A 16,293-nucleotide genomic window follows, 5' to 3' on the forward strand; every position below is an offset into this window, starting at 1 on the left:
CACAGCTGACGCATCTGCCATGAACAAGGCAAACTGGCGGGGTTGCTCACTGTGTCTAGGGGGACGGCGATGGACGGTGTACCGCGAGTGCCTGAGCAGCGGCGTTCCGGCTCCTCGACGGAGTCCGTACAGCCGCTGCGCTTCAGCGTGCTCGGACCCGTGCGCGCCTGGCGCGGCGAGGAGTCCCTGCCCACCGGCTCCCCCCAGCAACGCGCGCTGCTGGCCGCCCTGTTGCTGCGGGAGGGCCGTACGGCCACGGCGGCCGAGCTGATCGACGCCCTGTGGGGCGAGGAGTCCCCGCCCCAGGCCCTCGCGGCCCTCCGGACGTACGCGTCACGGCTCCGGAAGGTGCTGGACCCCGGCGTCCTGGTCAGCGAGTCGGGCGGCTACGCGGTGCGGGGCCTCGGCGAGGGCGCCCTGGACCTGGCGGCGGCACAGGAGCTGGCAACGCAGGCGGAGAAGGCGCGCGGCACCGGCGACCTGTGCCACGCCCGCGACCTGCTGGGCCGCGCCCTGGCCCTCTGGGACGGCGAGGTCCTGGCCGGCGTACCGGGCCCGTACGCCGCCTCGCAGCGGGTACGGCTGGAGGAATGGCGCCTCCAACTCCTGGAATCCCGCCTCGACATGGACCTGGAGCAGGGCTGCCACGCGGAGGCGGTGTCGGAACTGACGGCCCTGACCGCCGCGCACCCCCTCCGGGAACGGCTGCGCGAGCTGCTGATGCTGGCGCTGTACCGCAGCGGACGCCAGGCGGAGGCGCTGGCGGTTTACGCGGACACGCGGCGGCTCTTGGCAGACGAGTTGGGAGTAGACCCCCGCCCGGGGCTACGGGACCTGCAACAGAGGATCCTCCAGGCGGACCCGGGTTTGGCGGAACCGTCAGCCCCGGTGGCGGAACCGGCCGCGATACCGGTCCGCCCGGCCCAACTCCCGGCGACAGTCCCGGACTTCACAGGGCGGTCGGCCTTCGTGACCGAGCTGGGCGAGGTGCTGGCGTCCGCGGAGGGCCGCGTGATGGCGGTCTCGGCGCTCGCGGGCATCGGCGGGGTGGGAAAGACGACGTTGGCTGTACATGTAGCCCACCAGGCCCGATCGGCCTTCCCGGACGGCCAGTTGTACGTCGATCTCCAGGGCGCGGGTTCGAGGGCGGCGGAGCCCGAGACGGTACTGGGCTCCTTCCTGCGGGCGCTGGGCACGCCGGACTCGGCGATCCCGGACTCCCTGGAGGAACGGGCCGCCCTGTACCGCTCGGTACTGGACGGCCGCCGGGTGCTGGTCCTGCTGGACAACGCGAGGGACGCGGCCCAGGTCCGTCCGCTGCTGCCGGGCACGGAGGGCTGCGCGGCGCTGGTGACCTCGCGGGTGCGGATGGTCGACCTGGCCGGCGCCCACCTGGTCGACCTGGACGTGATGTCCCCGGACGAGGCCCTGTCCCTGTTCACGAAGATCGTCGGCGAGGAGAGGGTGGGTTCGGAACGCGAGGCGGCCCTGGACGTGGTGGCGGCGTGCGGCTTCCTGCCGCTGGCGATCCGCATCGCGGCGTCGAGGCTCGCGGCTCGTCGCACGTGGACGGTCTCGGTCCTGGCGGCGAAGCTCGCGGACGAACGCCGGCGACTGGACGAGCTCCAGGCGGGCGACCTCGCGGTGAAGGCCACCTTCGAACTCGGCTACGGCCAGCTGGAGCCCGCCCAGGCACGCGCCTTCCGGCTCCTGGGCCTGGCCGACGGGCCGGACATCTCGCTCGCCGCCGCGGCCGCGGTGCTGGACCTGGGCGTGGAGGACACCGAGGACGTCCTGGAGTCCCTGGTGGACACCTCGCTGCTGGAGTCGGCGGCGCCCGGTCGGTATCGGTTCCATGATCTGGTGCGGCTCTATGCGCGGGCCTGCGCGGAGAGGGACGAGTGGCCGCCCAGTGAGCGGGGGGCGGCGTTGTCGCGGTTGCTGGACTTCTATCTGGCGACCGCGGGCGGGGTCTATCTCATCGAACGGCCGGGTGACCGGCTGGTGGACCACCTGGAGGACGCCGCGTACCCGGGGCTTGCCTTCGCGGATCGCCATCAGGCGCGGGACTGGCTGTACTCCGAGGCGATCCCCCTGCTGGCCTGCGTACGCCAGTCCGCACAGCCCAGTTCGCTGCGGCGTGCCGTCGACCTCCTGTGGGCCGCCGTCGATCTGGCGGAGTCGGGCGCCAACTCCAAGGAGTACGAGACAGTCGCCTCCCTTCTCCGGGACGTGGCGCAGGAGTCCGGGGACACCCGCACGGAGGGCCGCGCCTCGACGGCGCTCGCCTTCGTGCATCAGCACTCGGGCAGCCGTTTCGACGTAGCCTTCCAAGAGGCCGAGCGAGCGGCCGAGTTGGCCCGCGAGGCCACCGACCCGCTCACCGGCTGCTGGGCCTCCAACATCGGCGGCGTGATCGCGCTGTACCAGAACCGGCACGACGAGGGCATGGCGTACTTCACCCACGCCATCGAGAGCTTCCGAGCCCTCGGCGACCGGCCCGGCGAGGCGAGCGCCCTGTGCAACTTGTCCCGCATCCACCTCGCCACCGGGCGGACGGAGAGCGCGGTCGAACTGGCCCAGCAGGGCACGGCGATGTACGACGACATGGCCCACGCCTTCAAGGGCGCCAACGGCCGGTACGCGCTGGGCCTCGCCCTCACCCAGAGCGGCAGGCTCACCGAGGCGACCGAGTGCCTCCAGCAGGCCCTTCAGGTGTTCCGCGACAGCCGCCAGCGCCTCTGGGAGGGCATGACCCTCTTCCGGCTCGCCGAACTCGACCTCGCGGCCCGGCGCCCCGCGCAGGCCGCCGCGAACGCCGAGTCAGCCCTGTCCCTGCTGCGCGGCATCGGCGGGGAATGGCGGCACGGCAACGTCCTCACGGTCCTCGGGCAGGCCCTCAACGGGATCGGGCAGTTGGGCCGGGCGCAGGTGTGCTGGCGTGAAGCGCTGGAGATTTTCGAGGGGTTGGGGTCGGCTGAGGCTGATGGAGTGCGGGCGCTGTTGAATCCGACGGCGGTTGCGTGACGCGGTCAGCGTGGGCTGGGCTGGGCTGGGCTGGGCTGGGCTGGGCTGGGCTGGGCTGGGCTGGGCTGGGCTGGGCTGGGCTGGGTGAGGATGCCTGAATGGGGGCCACTCTGACCGGCGGAAACGCGCGTTCATCATTCGTTTATCGCCGCCCGGCAGTCTGAACTGTGTCGAGCCGTCGCGTCGGGGGGCAGACGGAGCGACATCGGGCCGGACATCTAAGGTGAACCGGCCCAGCGGATCCGCCCGGCAGTCCTCGGGGGAATTGCCGGGCGGATCCTGCCCATTCATCGCACCACACTGCCAGGGGAGCCCAGCGACATGAGCGACGAGACCAGCACCGACAACGTCCACGCCACGGACGAGCCGACCGCGACGACAGACAACGTCCACGCCACCACCGAGCCCGTCACCATCAAGAACGTCCACGCCACGTCCGACCCGCTCAAGCTGAGCGAGGACACCGGCGAGGCCACGACGGACAACGTCCACGCCACGGACGAGCCCGTCTGACCAGACCTTTTCCCACACGGGGTTCGGCCGCGGCGGCGCGGAGGGGGAGCCGCCGCGGCCGATGTGTGTCCGGAGGCGGTTCAGGTCGGTCAGTACGGATGCCATGTCCGTTGGAACCGCTTGAACATTCGCCCCTGTCTCACTGAGGCCACCGGCGTACGAAGATCACTTCTATCGCCAAAGGAGTTGGGATGACACGCGCCAAGAAGGTCCTCGTCACCGTAGCCATTGCCGTCGCCGCGGTGGGCGGTGCCGCAGCCTCGGCGTCTGCCGACACTCACATCACGGTCACGCCGAACGACACGCACATCACCAGCGTCTCGAAGTAACTCCCCCAGATCACAGCACGATGGGGCCGAGCACGGGCTCGGCCCCATCGTCGTGTCACCCCAGCGGCAGCACGCCGTCCCCTTTCGCCGACGGACTGCTTAGATCGCCGCTCCCGTCGAGCACTTCCTGCCCTGCACCCACGGAGGCGGCCCGCGCTTCGCAGTCACCGTCACAAAGCGACGACCCGAACCCCCTCGCCGCACAGCTTCGTCATGTCGTCCTCGTCGGACGTGTAGAGCACAATGTTCCCACCCAGTCCCCAGGCGATCACCGCAAGAACCGCGTCGATCGCGTACTTGTGACCGTGCAGCCCCGTGTCCCGTAGCAGCCCGATCGCCCGCTCCGCGACATCCCGCGTGACCGGCTCCACGACGACCCGGGACATCGCCCACGTCCAGGCGGCATGCTGCACCTGCCCGTTGTAGGCCTCGATCAGGGTCATGGAGCTGGTGACGACCCGGATGCCCGAGCGGTGGGCCTGCGTGAGCCTTGTAGTCATCTTCCGTTCACGTCGGGCCGCTCGGGACAGGGCTTCGCAGTCCAGCACGAAGGCGTCGACAGTCATCAGCCCGCCAGGGGAAGGTTTGAGTCGCCGCCCGCGTCAGCGGGCCTGTCCCGCTCGGCGAAGTAGCGCTCGTGATCGCGCAGCTCCGCCCCTGCCTCCGCCATCTCGGCCTCGGTCAGCGGTCCGCCTTCTTCCTGCATCCACGCCACCAGCTCACCGAGCCTGTCCTGCTCCCGCTGACGCTCTATGGCCCTCGTGACGTACGCGCTGAAGTTACCGGCCCCGACTTCGGAACGGATCTCCTCGGCGAGTTCTTCCGGCAGCGTCACGGTGTACTTCTTGGTTGCCATACCACTCACCATACCTACATCCGCCGCGGTCAGCCCGGCACTCACTTCGCCTCCGCAAGCTCGCACCACACCGCCTTGCCCGCCACCCCCTGCTCCACGCCCCACCGCAACGCCATCGCATCGAGGAGAGCGAGCCCACGCCCGGCTTCGTCGTCGCCCGTGGCGTGCAGGAGTACGGGGAGGGCGCGGGCGTCGGGATCGGCAACCTCGACGCGGACCCGACCGCCCTCCACACGTGCCACCCGCACCCGGACGGGCGTCCCCTCTCCCACGTGCCGGATGACGTTGCCGACGAGCTCGGTGACGCAGAGTTGCACGTCTGCGCTTGGCTCGCCAAGGCACCGGCGCAGGGTACGACGCAGGTCCGGCACCGCTCCGAGGGTGGCGGGGAGATCGAGGTCCAGCAGAATGCGTCCGCTCCCCCGCAGGGCAGCCGCGAGCTTGCGTGCCGTCGCGGCATTGCAGTTGCCGAGCGCGATCAGGCCTGCCGGGGGTTCGTAGGTGCCCGCGAAGGTCGGCAGATCGGGGCGCAGGGAAGGGAGCGTGATGCCGTGGGAGGCGAGGGCGGCTCGGAGGTCGCCCACGCAATGATCGATATCGACGGCGGCAGTGGGGGGTTGGCGGTCGTGCATGAGGCGGCGCCTTCCTGTGCTCTCTGTGACTAATCACTCACACAGTGGCGTGATGGTGCGTACCGTGAAAGGGACTTCGATTGCGCAAACACAACTCGCAAACGGCGGTGATGAGTCGTGCCCCCACGCAAGGACCCCGACGCCTCGGCGAACGTCCCCTCCTTCTACGGCGCCGAGTTGCGCTATCGGAGGGAGCAGGAGGGCCTGACCCTGGAGCAGCTGGCGGAGGGAAGCTTCCGTGGCGTCCCGTTCCTGAGCCAGATCGAGCGCGGGGAGCGGCGTATGCCGCTGGATCTGGCCCGGCATGTGGACAAGGTGCTGGGCACGGACGGGTTTTTCGAGCGGCGCTGTGAAGACGCGCGGAAGGCGAAGCAGTCGGGGCATGCGGAGTACTTCGCGGATGTGGCGGAGATGGAGCGGCATGCGGAGACGATCGAGGACTGGGCGCCGATGTTGGTGCCGGGGCTGTTGCAGACGGAGGCGTATGCGCGGGCAGTGGTGCACATCTCGCTGCCGTGGCTGCGGCCCGAAGTCGTGGAGAAGCAGGTCAAGGCTCGTAAGGAGCGGGCGAAGCTCTGGGAGCGAGACAACCGCCCGGCGTTCTGGGCCGTCCTGCACGAGTCGCTGATCCGCAACCCGCTGGTACCACCGGAGGAGATGGCTGCGCAGCTGGAGCACATCACACATGTGGTCCGTTCCACGCAGAGCGTTTTACAGATCCTTCCGGAAACAGCGGCAGCCCACCCCCTCATGATGGGCATGATCAAGGTCATGACCTTCCCTGACCAGCCGCCCGTGGTGTACACGGAGGGGCTGCACAGCGGCCAACTCATCGACTATCCAGCCCTCGTGAAGGACTACCGCAGGTCGTACGATCTCCTCAGGGCCGCGGCACTGCCACCAGAGGCGTCCCTGGCCATGATCGAACAGGCAGCAGAGGACTACCGAAATGGCAAGCAACGAGCGTGACTTGAGCACCGCCAGCTGGCGCAAGAGTAGCTACAGCAACGGAAGCGGCGGCGACTGCGTCGAGGTAGCCGACGGCCTCCCCGACGTGGTCCACGTCCGCGACTCGAAGCTGGGCTCGGAGCAGCCCGCACTTCTCGTCCGCCCGGCCGCCTGGTCGGCGTTCGTGACGGCGGTCGCGCGCTGAGCGTTCGCTCCGCTGGGTTATCCACAGGCGAAGGCGTGATGTCCGAGCCTCCTGAGACTGTCGCGATGTGGAACACAAGGAGTTGCGAACTCTCGCTGAAGGGGGCCTGCTGCTCACCTCGCGGGCGGTGGCGGCCGGTTGGCCCCGGATGACTCTGTTACGGAGGCTCGGGGTGGAGGGGTGGACCCGGGTTCGGAGCGGGGTCTGGGTGGAGCCCGGGCGGGGGATCGATCTCCGGGTGCGGGCGAAGGCCGTGCAGTTGTCGCAGCCGCGGCTTGTCGTGAGTCATGGGTTGGCTGCCCGGCTGTGGGGCATCGAGACCCTCGGGCCGCGCACTCCGGCGGTCCTTGAGTTCATCGACCCTGGGCTCAGCATCCGGCAGGGCAGTGCGGACGTACGGGTGCACCGGGCCGTTCTCACCGAGGACGAGGTCACGGACCGGCGGGGGCTCCGCGTGACGGACGTGCCCCGCACCCTCGCGGACCTCCTGCGCACCGGTCCGAGAAACGACGCGCTCGTCGCCGTCGAGTCCGCCCTGGGGCGCCGCACCGTCGACGGGGTACGCCGGCCCGCGCTCACCACCCGTACCGCCCTCTCCTTCGCCCTCGACCTCGAACCCGGACTCCGCGGGGGCGTCCGCGCCCGGCAGTGGCTGAGCCTCGCCGACCCTCGTGCCGGGTCCCCGCCAGAGACCCTCGCTCGCCTGCTGATGCTCGACGCCGGGCTCCGGCCCGAACCCCAAGCCGAACTCCGGTTGCCTGATGGCCGGCGACGGTACGTCGACTTCCTCTTCCGGCAGGCGGGGCTGGCGGTTGAGATCGAGGGATACGCCTATCACGGCAGCCGTGAGGCACATCGGCGGGATGTGGCCCGGTTCAATGAGGTGCTGTGGTGTCCGGAGATTCGTGGGGTGCTGCGCTTCACCACCGCGGACGTCCACCAGCGCCCCGCCCAGCTGATCCAGCAGATCAAGTCAGCGCTGGCTGCGGCAAGGCCGTCTGCCGGGGAGCCGACGAAGAGGCTCGGTTCCTGACCTCACGCGAGGCGAGTGCAGGCGGCCTCTGTTGCTGCGTTGCCGTGGGACCGCCCGCTTCTTTGTCAGTGTCGTGATTCCGTGAGCCGAGTAAAGGGCGCTGCGCGTCGGCTGCGCCGATTCCGCTTCGCTCCACCCTTGACTCGGCTCACGGAACCACGGGTTAGAAGCGAGCGGGCGGCCCTGAGGGATGGGTGGCCCAGGTGGGGCGGCTGTGCGGTGAGTTGGGCTGTGGGCCGGGGTTGGGGGGGCGCGGTCGCGCCTCGCCAGCACGCCGGGTGGGATTGGCGTCTGACCGCCGGTGGGAGGCTGGGGCGCGCGGTCACGCTTCACGGCGGCACGCCGGGTTGGCATAGCGGCGAGCGGCCGGTGGGAGGCTGGGGCGGCGCGGTCGCGCCTCGCCAGCACGCCGGGTGGGATTGGCGTCTGACCGCCGGTGGGGTGGTGGGGCGCATGAGCCGGCCGCTACGAATCGTGCGCGGGGAGCCGGTCGGGGCCTTCGGGCTCTCTTCAGGGAGTGATTGGCAGATCTGTCCCACCCCCGGCACCGCCCACCTGGGGCATTTCCATCCCGCCCATGAGACAAATCTGCCATTCACTCCCTGATCCACCTGCCACCCCACCGGCGGTCAGTCGCTGAGCCGACCCGGCGTGCAGGCGAGACGCGACCGCGTACCACCCGCCGGCCGCAGGACGCTAAGCCAGCCCGGCGTGCAGGCGAGACGCAACCGCGCACCGTCCAGCCCCGGCCCGCAACCCCACCCACCGCACCGCACACCCACCCAGCGGGCCACCCATCCCCCAGGGCCGCTCGCACGCTTCTCCCCCGTGGTTCCGTGAGCCGAGTCAAGGGTGGAGCGAAGCGGAATCGGCGCAGCCGACGCGACCGCAGGGAGCGCCCTTTACTCGGGTCGCGGAATCACGACACTGACAAAGAAGCGGGCGGCCCCACGGCAACGCAGCCAACGGCCGTTCACATCAGGTGCCTTCAACCGAGCACCGACTACCCCGGGCCGCCCCGCCCCGCCCCACCCAGGTCCAGCGGAGGCCGAGTCTCCTACCAGTGCGCTGCGCTTCCTTTGGCATGTACCTGTTGCCCGATGGGCGGGTGGCAGCCTCATGGAGGTGTGGGATGCACCGCAGACTCGGCACCGCACTCGCAACGTCAACCCTGGCTCTGGTCACCGTCGTCGGTACGGCGACGAGTGCCGGGGCCGCTCCCGCTGACAAGCCCCAGGTTCTCTCCTCCTGGACCCAGACCAGTTCGTCGAGCTATGACCTCTGGGCCGCGGCCCGGGCCAACCAGGGCGCCTGGTCGGCGTACGGGTTCGACTGGTCCACCGACTACTGTTCCTCGTCGCCGGACAACCCCTTCGGGTTCCCGTTCTCCACGTCCTGCGCCCGGCACGACTTCGGGTACCGGAACTACAAGGCCATCGGTGCCTTCGACGCCAACAAGTCCCGGCTCGACAGCGCCTTCTACGAAGACCTCAAGCGCGTCTGCAACAACTACAGCGGTCTCACCAAGACCAGTTGCACGAGCACCGCCTGGACGTACTACCAGGCCGTGCGCGCCCTCGGCTGATCCACACCGCCCACCGCACGTGCGCGATCCGGGGCGCCGGTCACACCCGGCCGGCGTCCCCTCCCCGCAGCCCCGAGCGCAACTCCCCCTTCACCACCTTTCCGCTCGCGTTCCGAGGCAGCTCCCCCACGAACTCCACCGCCCTCGGCACCTTGTAGTTCGCCATCTCCCTGCGGGCCCACGCGATCAGGTCGTCCGCGGTCGTCAGCGCTCCGGTGCGCCTCACCACGTACGCCTTTCCGACCTCCCCCAGCCGTGGATCCGGGACGCCGATCACCGCCACGTCGGCCACGTCCGGGTGCAGGCCGAGGAGTTGCTCTATCTCCGCCGGGTACGCGTTGAAGCCGCCGACGATGTACATGTCCTTCAGGCGGTCGGTGATACAGAGGTTGCCGGCCGGATCGAGGACGCCCACGTCTCCCGTGCGCAGCCAGCCGTCCGGGCTCAGGACCTCCGCCGTCGCCTTCTCGTCCTCGTAGTAGCCCCGCATGACGTTGAAGCCCCGGACGAGGACCTCGCCGGGGGCGCCCGGGGCGGCCGCCTCGCCCGACGCGTCCGCCACCCTCACCTCCGTGCCCGGGATCGCCCGGCCCGAGGTCGACGCGATCACCTTCGGGTCGTCGCCCCGGCGGCACATCGTGACCATTCCGGTGGCCTCGGAGAGGCCATACGCCGTCAGGACCGTCTCCACGCCCAGTTCGTGCCGTAGGCGCTCGACCAGTTGCAGGGGCACCACCGCCGCTCCCGTCACCACCAGGCGGAGCGCCGAGAGGTCGTAGGCCCCTCTCGCCGGGTGGTCCAGCAGTGACTGGTGCAGGGTCGGCGGGCCCGGGAGGACCGACACCCGTTCCGCGGCGATGTTGGCCAGGACGGTGTCGGTGGTGAAGACCGGCTGGGGGATCATCGTCGCACCCCGCATCAGGCAGGCGATCACGCCCGCCTTGTAGCCGAAGGTGTGGAAGAAGGGGTTCACGATCAGATAGCGGTCGCCCTGCCGCAGGCCTGCCAGGTCGCTCCAGATCTCGTATGCCCGCAGGGTCTGCGCGTGCGTGATCACCGCGCCCTTGGGCCGGCCCGTCGTACCGGACGTGAAGACGATGTCCGAGGGGTGGGAACCGTCGACCCCGGCCGCCCGCTCACGCACCTGCGCCGCCCCCACCCCCTCACCGCTCGCCAGGAAGTCCTTCCAGGTGCGGTACTCCGCCGGGGCGTCGTCGGAGAGGACCACCACCTGTTCCAGGGAGCCTCCCAGTGCCGGCAGCCCCTCTCCCACCGCCCGCCGCAGCGAGGCCACGTACGACGTCCCCAGGAACGTCCCCGTCACGAACAGCAGCCGCGCCCCGCTGCGCCGGAGCACGTCCGCCGCCTCCGTGCCCTTGAAGCGGGTGTTCAGGGGGACGAGGACCGCGCCCGCCGACACCGCGCCGAGCGCGGCCACGATCCAGTCGAGGCTGTTCGGCGCCCAGATCGCGACCCGGTCGCCGGGCTCGACACCGTTCGCGAGACAGGCCGCCGCCGCGCGCTCGACGCGGGCGCCCAACTCGGCGTACGACACCCGCGTACGGCCCTCCACCACCGCCTCGACGTCCGGGTACCGCTCCACCGCGGCCCGGACGAGTCCCGGAATGCCGCCCCACTCCAGATCACCGCGCATCGCACGCCTCCCAACCCCGGAGCTGACTACCCGTCAGATTAGCTGTACCCTGACGGCCTGTCAGCAGCCCTTCAGCATGGTGGAGGTGTGCGCGCATGGCCGGGATCAAGGACGCCACCGCGATCGTCGGGATAGGACAGACCGCCTTCGCCAAGCAACTCCCCGAGGACGAACGCACCCTCGCCTGCCGTGCCGTTCTCGCCGCTCTCGACGACGCCGGGATCGCCCCGGGCGAGGTCGACGCCCTCGCCTCCTTCACCATGGAGGAGACCGACGAGGTGGAGCTCGCTAAGGCCGTCGGGTTCGGTGATCTCACCTTCTTCAGCAAGGTCGGGTACGGCGGCGGCGGTTCGTGCGCCACCGTCGCCCATCTCGCCGCCGCCATCGCCGCCGGGCAGGCCACCGTCGGCGTCGCCTGGCGGTCGCGGAAGCGCGGGTCCGGGCCCCGGCCCTGGCGGAACACCACAGCCCAACTCCCCACGCCCGCCCAGTGGACCCGGCCCTTCGGGCTTCTCCGGCCCGTCGACGAGATCGCCATGCTGACCAGGCGGTACATGCACGAGTACGGCGCCACCCGGGACCATCTCTTCAACGTCGCCCTCGCCTGCCGGAACCGGGCCAATCAGAATCCGGCCGCCGTGATGTACGAACGGCCCCTCACCCGCGAGATGTACATGACCTCCCGCTGGATCAGTGAGCCGCTCTGCCTCTTCGACAACTGCCTTGAGACGGACGGCGCGTTGGCGTGTGTCGTGGTCAGCAGGGAAAGGGCGCGCGACTGCCGGAACGCCACCCCCGCCTACATCCACTCCGCCGCCCAAGGCCTCCCCGCCCAGCACCACGGCATGGTCAACTACTGGAACGACGACCCGCTCACCGGTCCCGCCTGGACCGCCGCCCGGCATCTGTGGAAGCACGCCGACTTCACGCCCCAGGACGTGGATGTCGCGCAGATCTACGACGCGTTCACCGCCCTCATCCCGCTCTCCCTGGAGGGGTACGGCTTCTGCGGGCGGGGCGAGGGCGGCGCCTTCACCGAGCAGGGGGCGCTGGAGATCGGCGGGCGGCTGCCCCTGAACACCGGGGGCGGTGGGCTCAGTGAGGCGTACGTGCACGGCTTCAACCTCATCAACGAAGGCGTCAAGCAGCTCCGCGGGACCAGTACCGCCCAGGTCCCCGGCGCCTCGACCTGCCTGGTCACCGCCGGTGAGGGTGTTCCCACCTCCGCTCTCCTGCTGAGGAGTTGATCCCCATGCTCAGCCCCGTCACCGACCCCGACGGCGCCCCCTTCTGGCAGTACGCCGCCCAGGGCGAGCTCCGTGTCCAGGCCTGCGCCGACTGCGGCGAACCTCGCTTCCCGCCCCGGCCCTGCTGCCCCTACTGCCAGTCCTTCGAGAGCGAGTGGCTGCTGACGGACGGGCACGGACGCGTCTGGTCCTACGTCGTTCCTCATCCGCCGCTGCTTCCCGACTACGCCGCGCAGGCGCCGTACAACGTCGTCGTCGTCGAACTCGCCGAGCATCCCCGGATACGGCTGGTCGGGAATGTCGTATCCGGGGCGGGGGCTCCTCTCAACTCCCTTGACCCGCAACGCATCCGCATCGGGGCCAAGGTGCGTGTCACCTTCGACCGGGGGCTTCCGCAGTGGGTGCTGTCGTGAGCGGGGGGCTGCGGATCGACGTCGACAAGGACTCCGGTGTCGCCGTCCTCACCCTCGACCGGCCGCACCGGCTCAACGCCATCGATCTGGAGATGCGGGATGAACTGAGGGACGCGTGGCGTGAATTGCGGTTCGACGACTCCGTACGGGCTGTCGTGCTCACCGGATCCGGTGAGCGTGCCTTCTGCACCGGGCTCGACCGGGATGCCGAGGTGCCTCAGCCCAACTCGCCCTATATGGCCGACGATCCGCTGCTTCGGGTCGGGCCCAAGGCCAATGACCTGTGGAAGCCGGTCATCGCGGCCGTGCGGGGGATGGCCTGCGGTGGGGCCTTCTATCTGCTCGGGGAGAGCGAGTTCATCGTCGCTGACACCACGGCGGTCTTCTTCGATCCGCATACGACGTACGGGATGGTCAGCGCCTATGAGTCGGTGCTGATGGCGCAGCGGATGCCTTGCGGCGAGGTCGCGCGGATGATGCTCATGGGGACCGCAGAGCGGATCTCCGCCCGGCGGGCCCACGACATCGGGCTGGTCTCCGAACTCACCGAGCCCGGCGCCGCGTTGGACACGGCGGTGCGGCTCGCCGCCGTCATCGCCGGGTATCCGGCCGAGGGGGTGCAGGGCACCGTCCGGGCCCTCTGGGCGGGCAAGGAGGCCGCTCTCGCCGCCGGATTCGCGCAGGCCCCGCATCTCATCTCGCTCGGGAATCTGCCCCTGGAGCGGCAGGCGGAGCTGTTCACCGCCCGCCGCTCGGAGTTCAGGACGCGCTGAGCGACCCCTGTCCTGCGCCCCCCTATCCGGCGATGCGCTGCGGGTTCACCAGCTCGCATGTGCCGTCGGTCACCGTGGCGTCGGCCGTGACCTGGGCGGAGTCGGTCGCGCCCGCGGCGAGGGAGAAGATGCCGCTGCTGCCGGTGGCGACCGTCGTGCCGGAGGCGTCCTTGAAGGCCACCTGGAACATGTAACTGGACGCGCTCGCGCCGCTGTTGGTGGCGCGGACATCGGCGACGAGGGTGCCGTTGCCGACCTTGCACTCGGCGATGGTCAGGTCCCGCGTCTCCTCGCCGAGGGAGCTGGGCTCGACCCCGCCGGAGACCGAGCCGGAGTCGTCATCGTCGTGGCTGCCGCTGCCGCCCGTCGAACTGCTCGACGAACCGCTGGAGTTGGAGTCGTGGCCCATACAGCCGCCGCCGGACGAGTGGCGGGCTCCGGTGAGGGCGAAGACCACCCCGACGAAGACGGCCACCGCGCGGGCATGGCGAAGCTTCACTGTGAAAATCCCCCGTGACTCAGAAGCTTGATCGTGAACACGTCACGTTAGCAGCCGTCACATGGCGCTCATCCCGCCTCGGGCGTAGCGTCTGGTGTGAGAGCGGTGAAGGTACAGGGAACCCCGCTCTCCGCATCGACGGCCGCCGTCCGGACCCCCTTCCGAGCGCCGGTACGACGGCCGTCCCGGCCACCGTCGAGCAGGCCTACGCGGTCCTCGCCGTCCCCGTGCCCTTCTCCGCGTCCAGCGCGTACACACAGCGGTCCTTGCTGCACGCGTACACCACGCCGTCCTTCACCACCGGGGCGCCGGTGATCTCGCCGCCCGTGGCGAGCTTCCAGCGCAGTCGGCCGTCGTCGGCCTTCAGGGTGTAGAGGAGATGGTCGGTGGAGCCGAAGTGGATGCGGCCCTCCGCCACCGCGGGCGCGCCCACGATGTCGCCGCCCGCCTGGAAGCGCCACTTCGGCGTGCCCGTGACCGCGTCCAGGGTGTAGAGCCCCTTGCCGCTGCCCACGTGCACATGGCCGGCCACCACCAGCACCGGTTCGATCGAGGACCGTGCCTCGGTGGCGATGCGCCAGCGGTCGCGGCCGTCGGCGGCGTCGAGGGCGTAGACCGTGCCGAGGTAGTCGGCCAGGTACACGCCGCCGCCGGTCACCGCCGGGCCCGGTACGAAGGTCGGGGGGCACAAGAACACCGCTGGGGCCTCGAAGTGCCATTTCACGTGGCCCGTCGCGACGTCCAGGGCCAGTACGCGCGTACCCGCCGCGACGTACGCGTAGCCGTCGGGGGCCTGGGTGACCCGTACCGGTACTCCGCCGCAGGAGGCGGCGTCGCCGATGGGGTACGACCAGCGCTCGTCGCCCGTGCGGGCGTCCAGGGCGCGCAGGCGGGCGTCCTGCCAGACGTAGACCGTGCCCTCGTGGAGGGCCGGGCCCGCCTCCGGGGACTCGAAGTCGGTCTGGGCGCCGGTGAGCTCCCAGAGCTTCTGACCGTTCGAGGCCTCCCAGCCCTGGACGCCGCCGCCGCGGCTGCCCGTGACGACGGTGCCGCGGTCGGCCTTGAGGGAGTAGACCCAGGCGTCGGTCTGGAACCGCCACAGGTCGGCGCCCTCGCGGGCCTCCAGGGCGAACAGGGTGGGGCCGTCGGAGGCGTGGATACGGCCGTCCGCGACCGCCATCGACCAGGCGACGTCCCGGGTCTTGAAGCGGCGGCGGCCGGTGGCCACGTCGAGGGCGTGCACCTCGAAGGAGGTGACGTAGACGAGGTCGTCGGCGACGGACGGGGTGCCCCATACGTCGTTCGACATGCGGAAACGCCATGGCCGCCAGCCGCCGGCCGGTTCCTGGAGGGGCGGCGGGGCGGGTACGGCGGGGCCTACGGCACCGTCCGTGCCGTTGACTCCGGGGCGCGGCTTGGACCAGCTGGCGACCAGGCCCGCCTCGGGCGGCGGCGCCTTCACGGCGGCGGCGCGGGCGTCGGCGACGCGCGGTCCGGGTCCGATGGGCACCTGGGCGCCCGCGAGGCGTACCGGGCCGGTGTCGGGGGCGCCGACGGGCACGGGTGCGGGGACGACGGGGTCGTGGGCGGGCGGGGGCGGAACCGAGGGGCCCCGGCCGCCTCCGCTGCGGCCGGCCTGGCCGGGCTTGACCGCGGGGCGTCCGTTGCGGCGGCCCTCGATCAGGCTGACCGCGCGCTCGGGCAGCCACGCCGACGCCGTACCGCTGTCGTCGGAGCCGGAGCCGAAGAGGTGGGGTGCGAGCTGGGCCTGGAGGTCGGCGGGGTTGGGGCGGCCGGTGGCCTCCATCTGCATACAGGACTCGATGAGGGGGCGCAGCTCGTCCGGGAGGCCTTCGAGGTCCGGGCCCTCGCGGAGCAGCATGAAGACCGTCTCGACCGGGTTGGCGCCGTGGAAGGGCGGGTGTCCGGTGGCGGCGAAGACCAGCATGGAGCCGAGCGAGAAGACGTCGCTGGCGCCGGTGACGGAGCGCGAGTCCTTGGCCTGCTCGGGGGACATGTAGGCGGGGGTGCCGACGGCGACGTTCGTCATCGTCAGACGGGTGTTCGATACGCCGGAGGCGATACCGAAGTCGATCACCCGGGGGCCGTCCTCGACCACGAGGACGTTGGAGGGCTTGAGGTCGCGGTGGACAAGGCCGGCGCCGTGGATGGACTGGAGGGCCTCGGCGACGCCCGCCGCGAGCCAGCGCACGGCCTGGGCCGGGAGGGGCCCGCACTCGTTCACTATCTCTTCGAGGGAGGGCGCGGGGACGTACGCGGTGGCCAGCCAGGGCACGGCGGCGCGGGCGTCGGCGTCGACGACGGCCGCCGTGTAGAAGCCGGAGACCGCGCGGGCCGCCTCCACCTCCCGCGAGAAGCGGACGCGGAACAGCTGGTCCTCGGCGAGTTCCGTACGGACCGTCTTGATCGCCACGCGCCGGCCGGACGCCGAGCGCGCGAGATAGACCAGCCCCATGCCGCCGGCGCCCAGCCGTCCCAGCACCTCGAACGGCCCGATCCGCCGCGGATCGTGCTGTGTCAGCTGATCCACCACTTGCCTGCCACCTCCCCGTACGGGC

General features: G+C 70.8%; 16 protein-coding genes. 10 read left to right on the top strand and 6 right to left on the bottom strand.

What is annotated here, in order from left to right; genetic code table 11:
• Positions 1-69: 69 nt before the first annotated feature.
• From ABZ928_RS14835 to ABZ928_RS14845, 3 genes are all read left to right on the top strand, one after another.
• Positions 70-3,027 carry a BTAD domain-containing putative transcriptional regulator gene (locus ABZ928_RS14835; RefSeq protein WP_361518219.1) on the top strand — a complete coding sequence of 986 codons (2,958 nt, stop codon included), beginning with the start codon at positions 70-72 and terminating at the stop codon, positions 3,025-3,027.
• Between the two features lie 321 nt (positions 3,028-3,348).
• A complete protein-coding gene (locus tag ABZ928_RS14840; protein ID WP_361518221.1) occupies positions 3,349-3,540 on the top strand; it encodes a hypothetical protein in 192 nt (63 codons plus the stop codon).
• A 191-nt stretch (positions 3,541-3,731) separates the two neighbouring features.
• The gene (locus tag ABZ928_RS14845) at positions 3,732-3,869 is read left to right on the top strand and encodes a hypothetical protein (protein WP_361518222.1); all 138 of its coding nucleotides are present in this window, start codon (positions 3,732-3,734) and stop codon (positions 3,867-3,869) included.
• A 170-nt stretch (positions 3,870-4,039) separates the two neighbouring features.
• Here ABZ928_RS14845 and ABZ928_RS14850 read toward each other — a convergent pair whose 3' ends face one another.
• Genes ABZ928_RS14850 through ABZ928_RS14860 form a run of 3 tightly spaced genes read right to left on the bottom strand, consistent with a single transcriptional unit; the run spans position 4,040 to position 5,309 of the window.
• Positions 4,040-4,435 (bottom strand): hypothetical protein, encoded by a 396-nt coding sequence (locus ABZ928_RS14850; RefSeq protein ID WP_361518224.1) that lies wholly within the window; start codon positions 4,433-4,435, stop codon positions 4,040-4,042.
• Positions 4,435-4,725, bottom strand: a complete 291-nt coding sequence (locus ABZ928_RS14855; protein ID WP_361518226.1) for a hypothetical protein — start codon at positions 4,723-4,725, stop codon at positions 4,435-4,437. Before ABZ928_RS14855 ends, ABZ928_RS14850 begins: the two co-directional genes overlap by 1 nt.
• 41 nt (positions 4,726-4,766) lie before the next feature.
• The gene (locus ABZ928_RS14860; protein ID WP_361518228.1) at positions 4,767-5,309 is read right to left on the bottom strand and encodes an ATP-binding protein; all 543 of its coding nucleotides are present in this window, start codon (positions 5,307-5,309) and stop codon (positions 4,767-4,769) included.
• Positions 5,310-5,474: 165 nt separating this feature from the next.
• Here ABZ928_RS14860 and ABZ928_RS14865 point away from each other — a divergent pair, with 165 nt between their 5' ends.
• The 4 genes from ABZ928_RS14865 (at position 5,475) to ABZ928_RS14880 (ending at position 9,128) form a co-directional block, all read left to right on the top strand.
• On the top strand, positions 5,475-6,326 hold the full coding sequence (locus tag ABZ928_RS14865; RefSeq protein ID WP_361518230.1) for a helix-turn-helix transcriptional regulator: 852 nt from the start codon (positions 5,475-5,477) through the stop codon (positions 6,324-6,326).
• On the top strand, positions 6,307-6,510 hold the full coding sequence (locus tag ABZ928_RS14870) for a DUF397 domain-containing protein (RefSeq protein ID WP_361518232.1): 204 nt from the start codon (positions 6,307-6,309) through the stop codon (positions 6,508-6,510). The genes ABZ928_RS14865 and ABZ928_RS14870 overlap by 20 nt, the downstream gene beginning before the upstream one ends.
• 172 nt (positions 6,511-6,682) lie before the next feature.
• Positions 6,683-7,543, top strand: coding sequence for a hypothetical protein (locus ABZ928_RS14875; RefSeq protein WP_361518234.1), 861 nt, complete (start codon positions 6,683-6,685; stop codon positions 7,541-7,543).
• Positions 7,544-8,675: 1,132 nt separating this feature from the next.
• Positions 8,676-9,128 carry a phospholipase gene (locus ABZ928_RS14880; RefSeq protein ID WP_361518236.1) on the top strand — a complete coding sequence of 151 codons (453 nt, stop codon included), beginning with the start codon at positions 8,676-8,678 and terminating at the stop codon, positions 9,126-9,128.
• A 40-nt stretch (positions 9,129-9,168) separates the two neighbouring features.
• Here ABZ928_RS14880 and ABZ928_RS14885 read toward each other — a convergent pair whose 3' ends face one another.
• A complete protein-coding gene (locus ABZ928_RS14885) occupies positions 9,169-10,782 on the bottom strand; it encodes a FadD3 family acyl-CoA ligase (protein WP_361518238.1) in 1,614 nt (537 codons plus the stop codon).
• 95 nt (positions 10,783-10,877) lie between these two features.
• Between ABZ928_RS14885 and ABZ928_RS14890 the strand changes: the two genes are divergently transcribed.
• The 3 genes from ABZ928_RS14890 to ABZ928_RS14900 are packed head-to-tail and all read left to right on the top strand — an operon-like array spanning position 10,878 to position 13,215.
• Positions 10,878-12,029: a lipid-transfer protein gene (locus tag ABZ928_RS14890; protein ID WP_361518240.1), complete on the top strand. Its 1,152-nt coding sequence runs from the start codon at positions 10,878-10,880 to the stop codon at positions 12,027-12,029.
• A 5-nt stretch (positions 12,030-12,034) separates the two neighbouring features.
• A complete protein-coding gene (locus ABZ928_RS14895) occupies positions 12,035-12,442 on the top strand; it encodes an OB-fold domain-containing protein (RefSeq protein ID WP_361518242.1) in 408 nt (135 codons plus the stop codon).
• Positions 12,439-13,215, top strand: a complete 777-nt coding sequence (locus tag ABZ928_RS14900) for an enoyl-CoA hydratase/isomerase family protein (protein ID WP_361518244.1) — start codon at positions 12,439-12,441, stop codon at positions 13,213-13,215. The genes ABZ928_RS14895 and ABZ928_RS14900 overlap by 4 nt, the downstream gene beginning before the upstream one ends.
• Before the next feature lie 22 nt (positions 13,216-13,237).
• Here the strand turns inward: ABZ928_RS14900 and ABZ928_RS14905 are convergent, their stop codons facing one another.
• Complete coding sequence (locus tag ABZ928_RS14905; protein ID WP_361518246.1) at positions 13,238-13,714, bottom strand: hypothetical protein; 477 nt, start codon at positions 13,712-13,714, stop codon at positions 13,238-13,240.
• Between the two features lie 205 nt (positions 13,715-13,919).
• Positions 13,920-16,268, bottom strand: coding sequence for a serine/threonine-protein kinase (locus ABZ928_RS14910; protein ID WP_361518248.1), 2,349 nt, complete (start codon positions 16,266-16,268; stop codon positions 13,920-13,922).
• Positions 16,269-16,293 lie beyond the last annotated feature (25 nt).

It is taken from the genome of Streptomyces sp. NPDC046909, from assembly GCF_040644695.1.
Classification (GTDB): domain Bacteria; phylum Actinomycetota; class Actinomycetes; order Streptomycetales; family Streptomycetaceae; genus Streptomyces.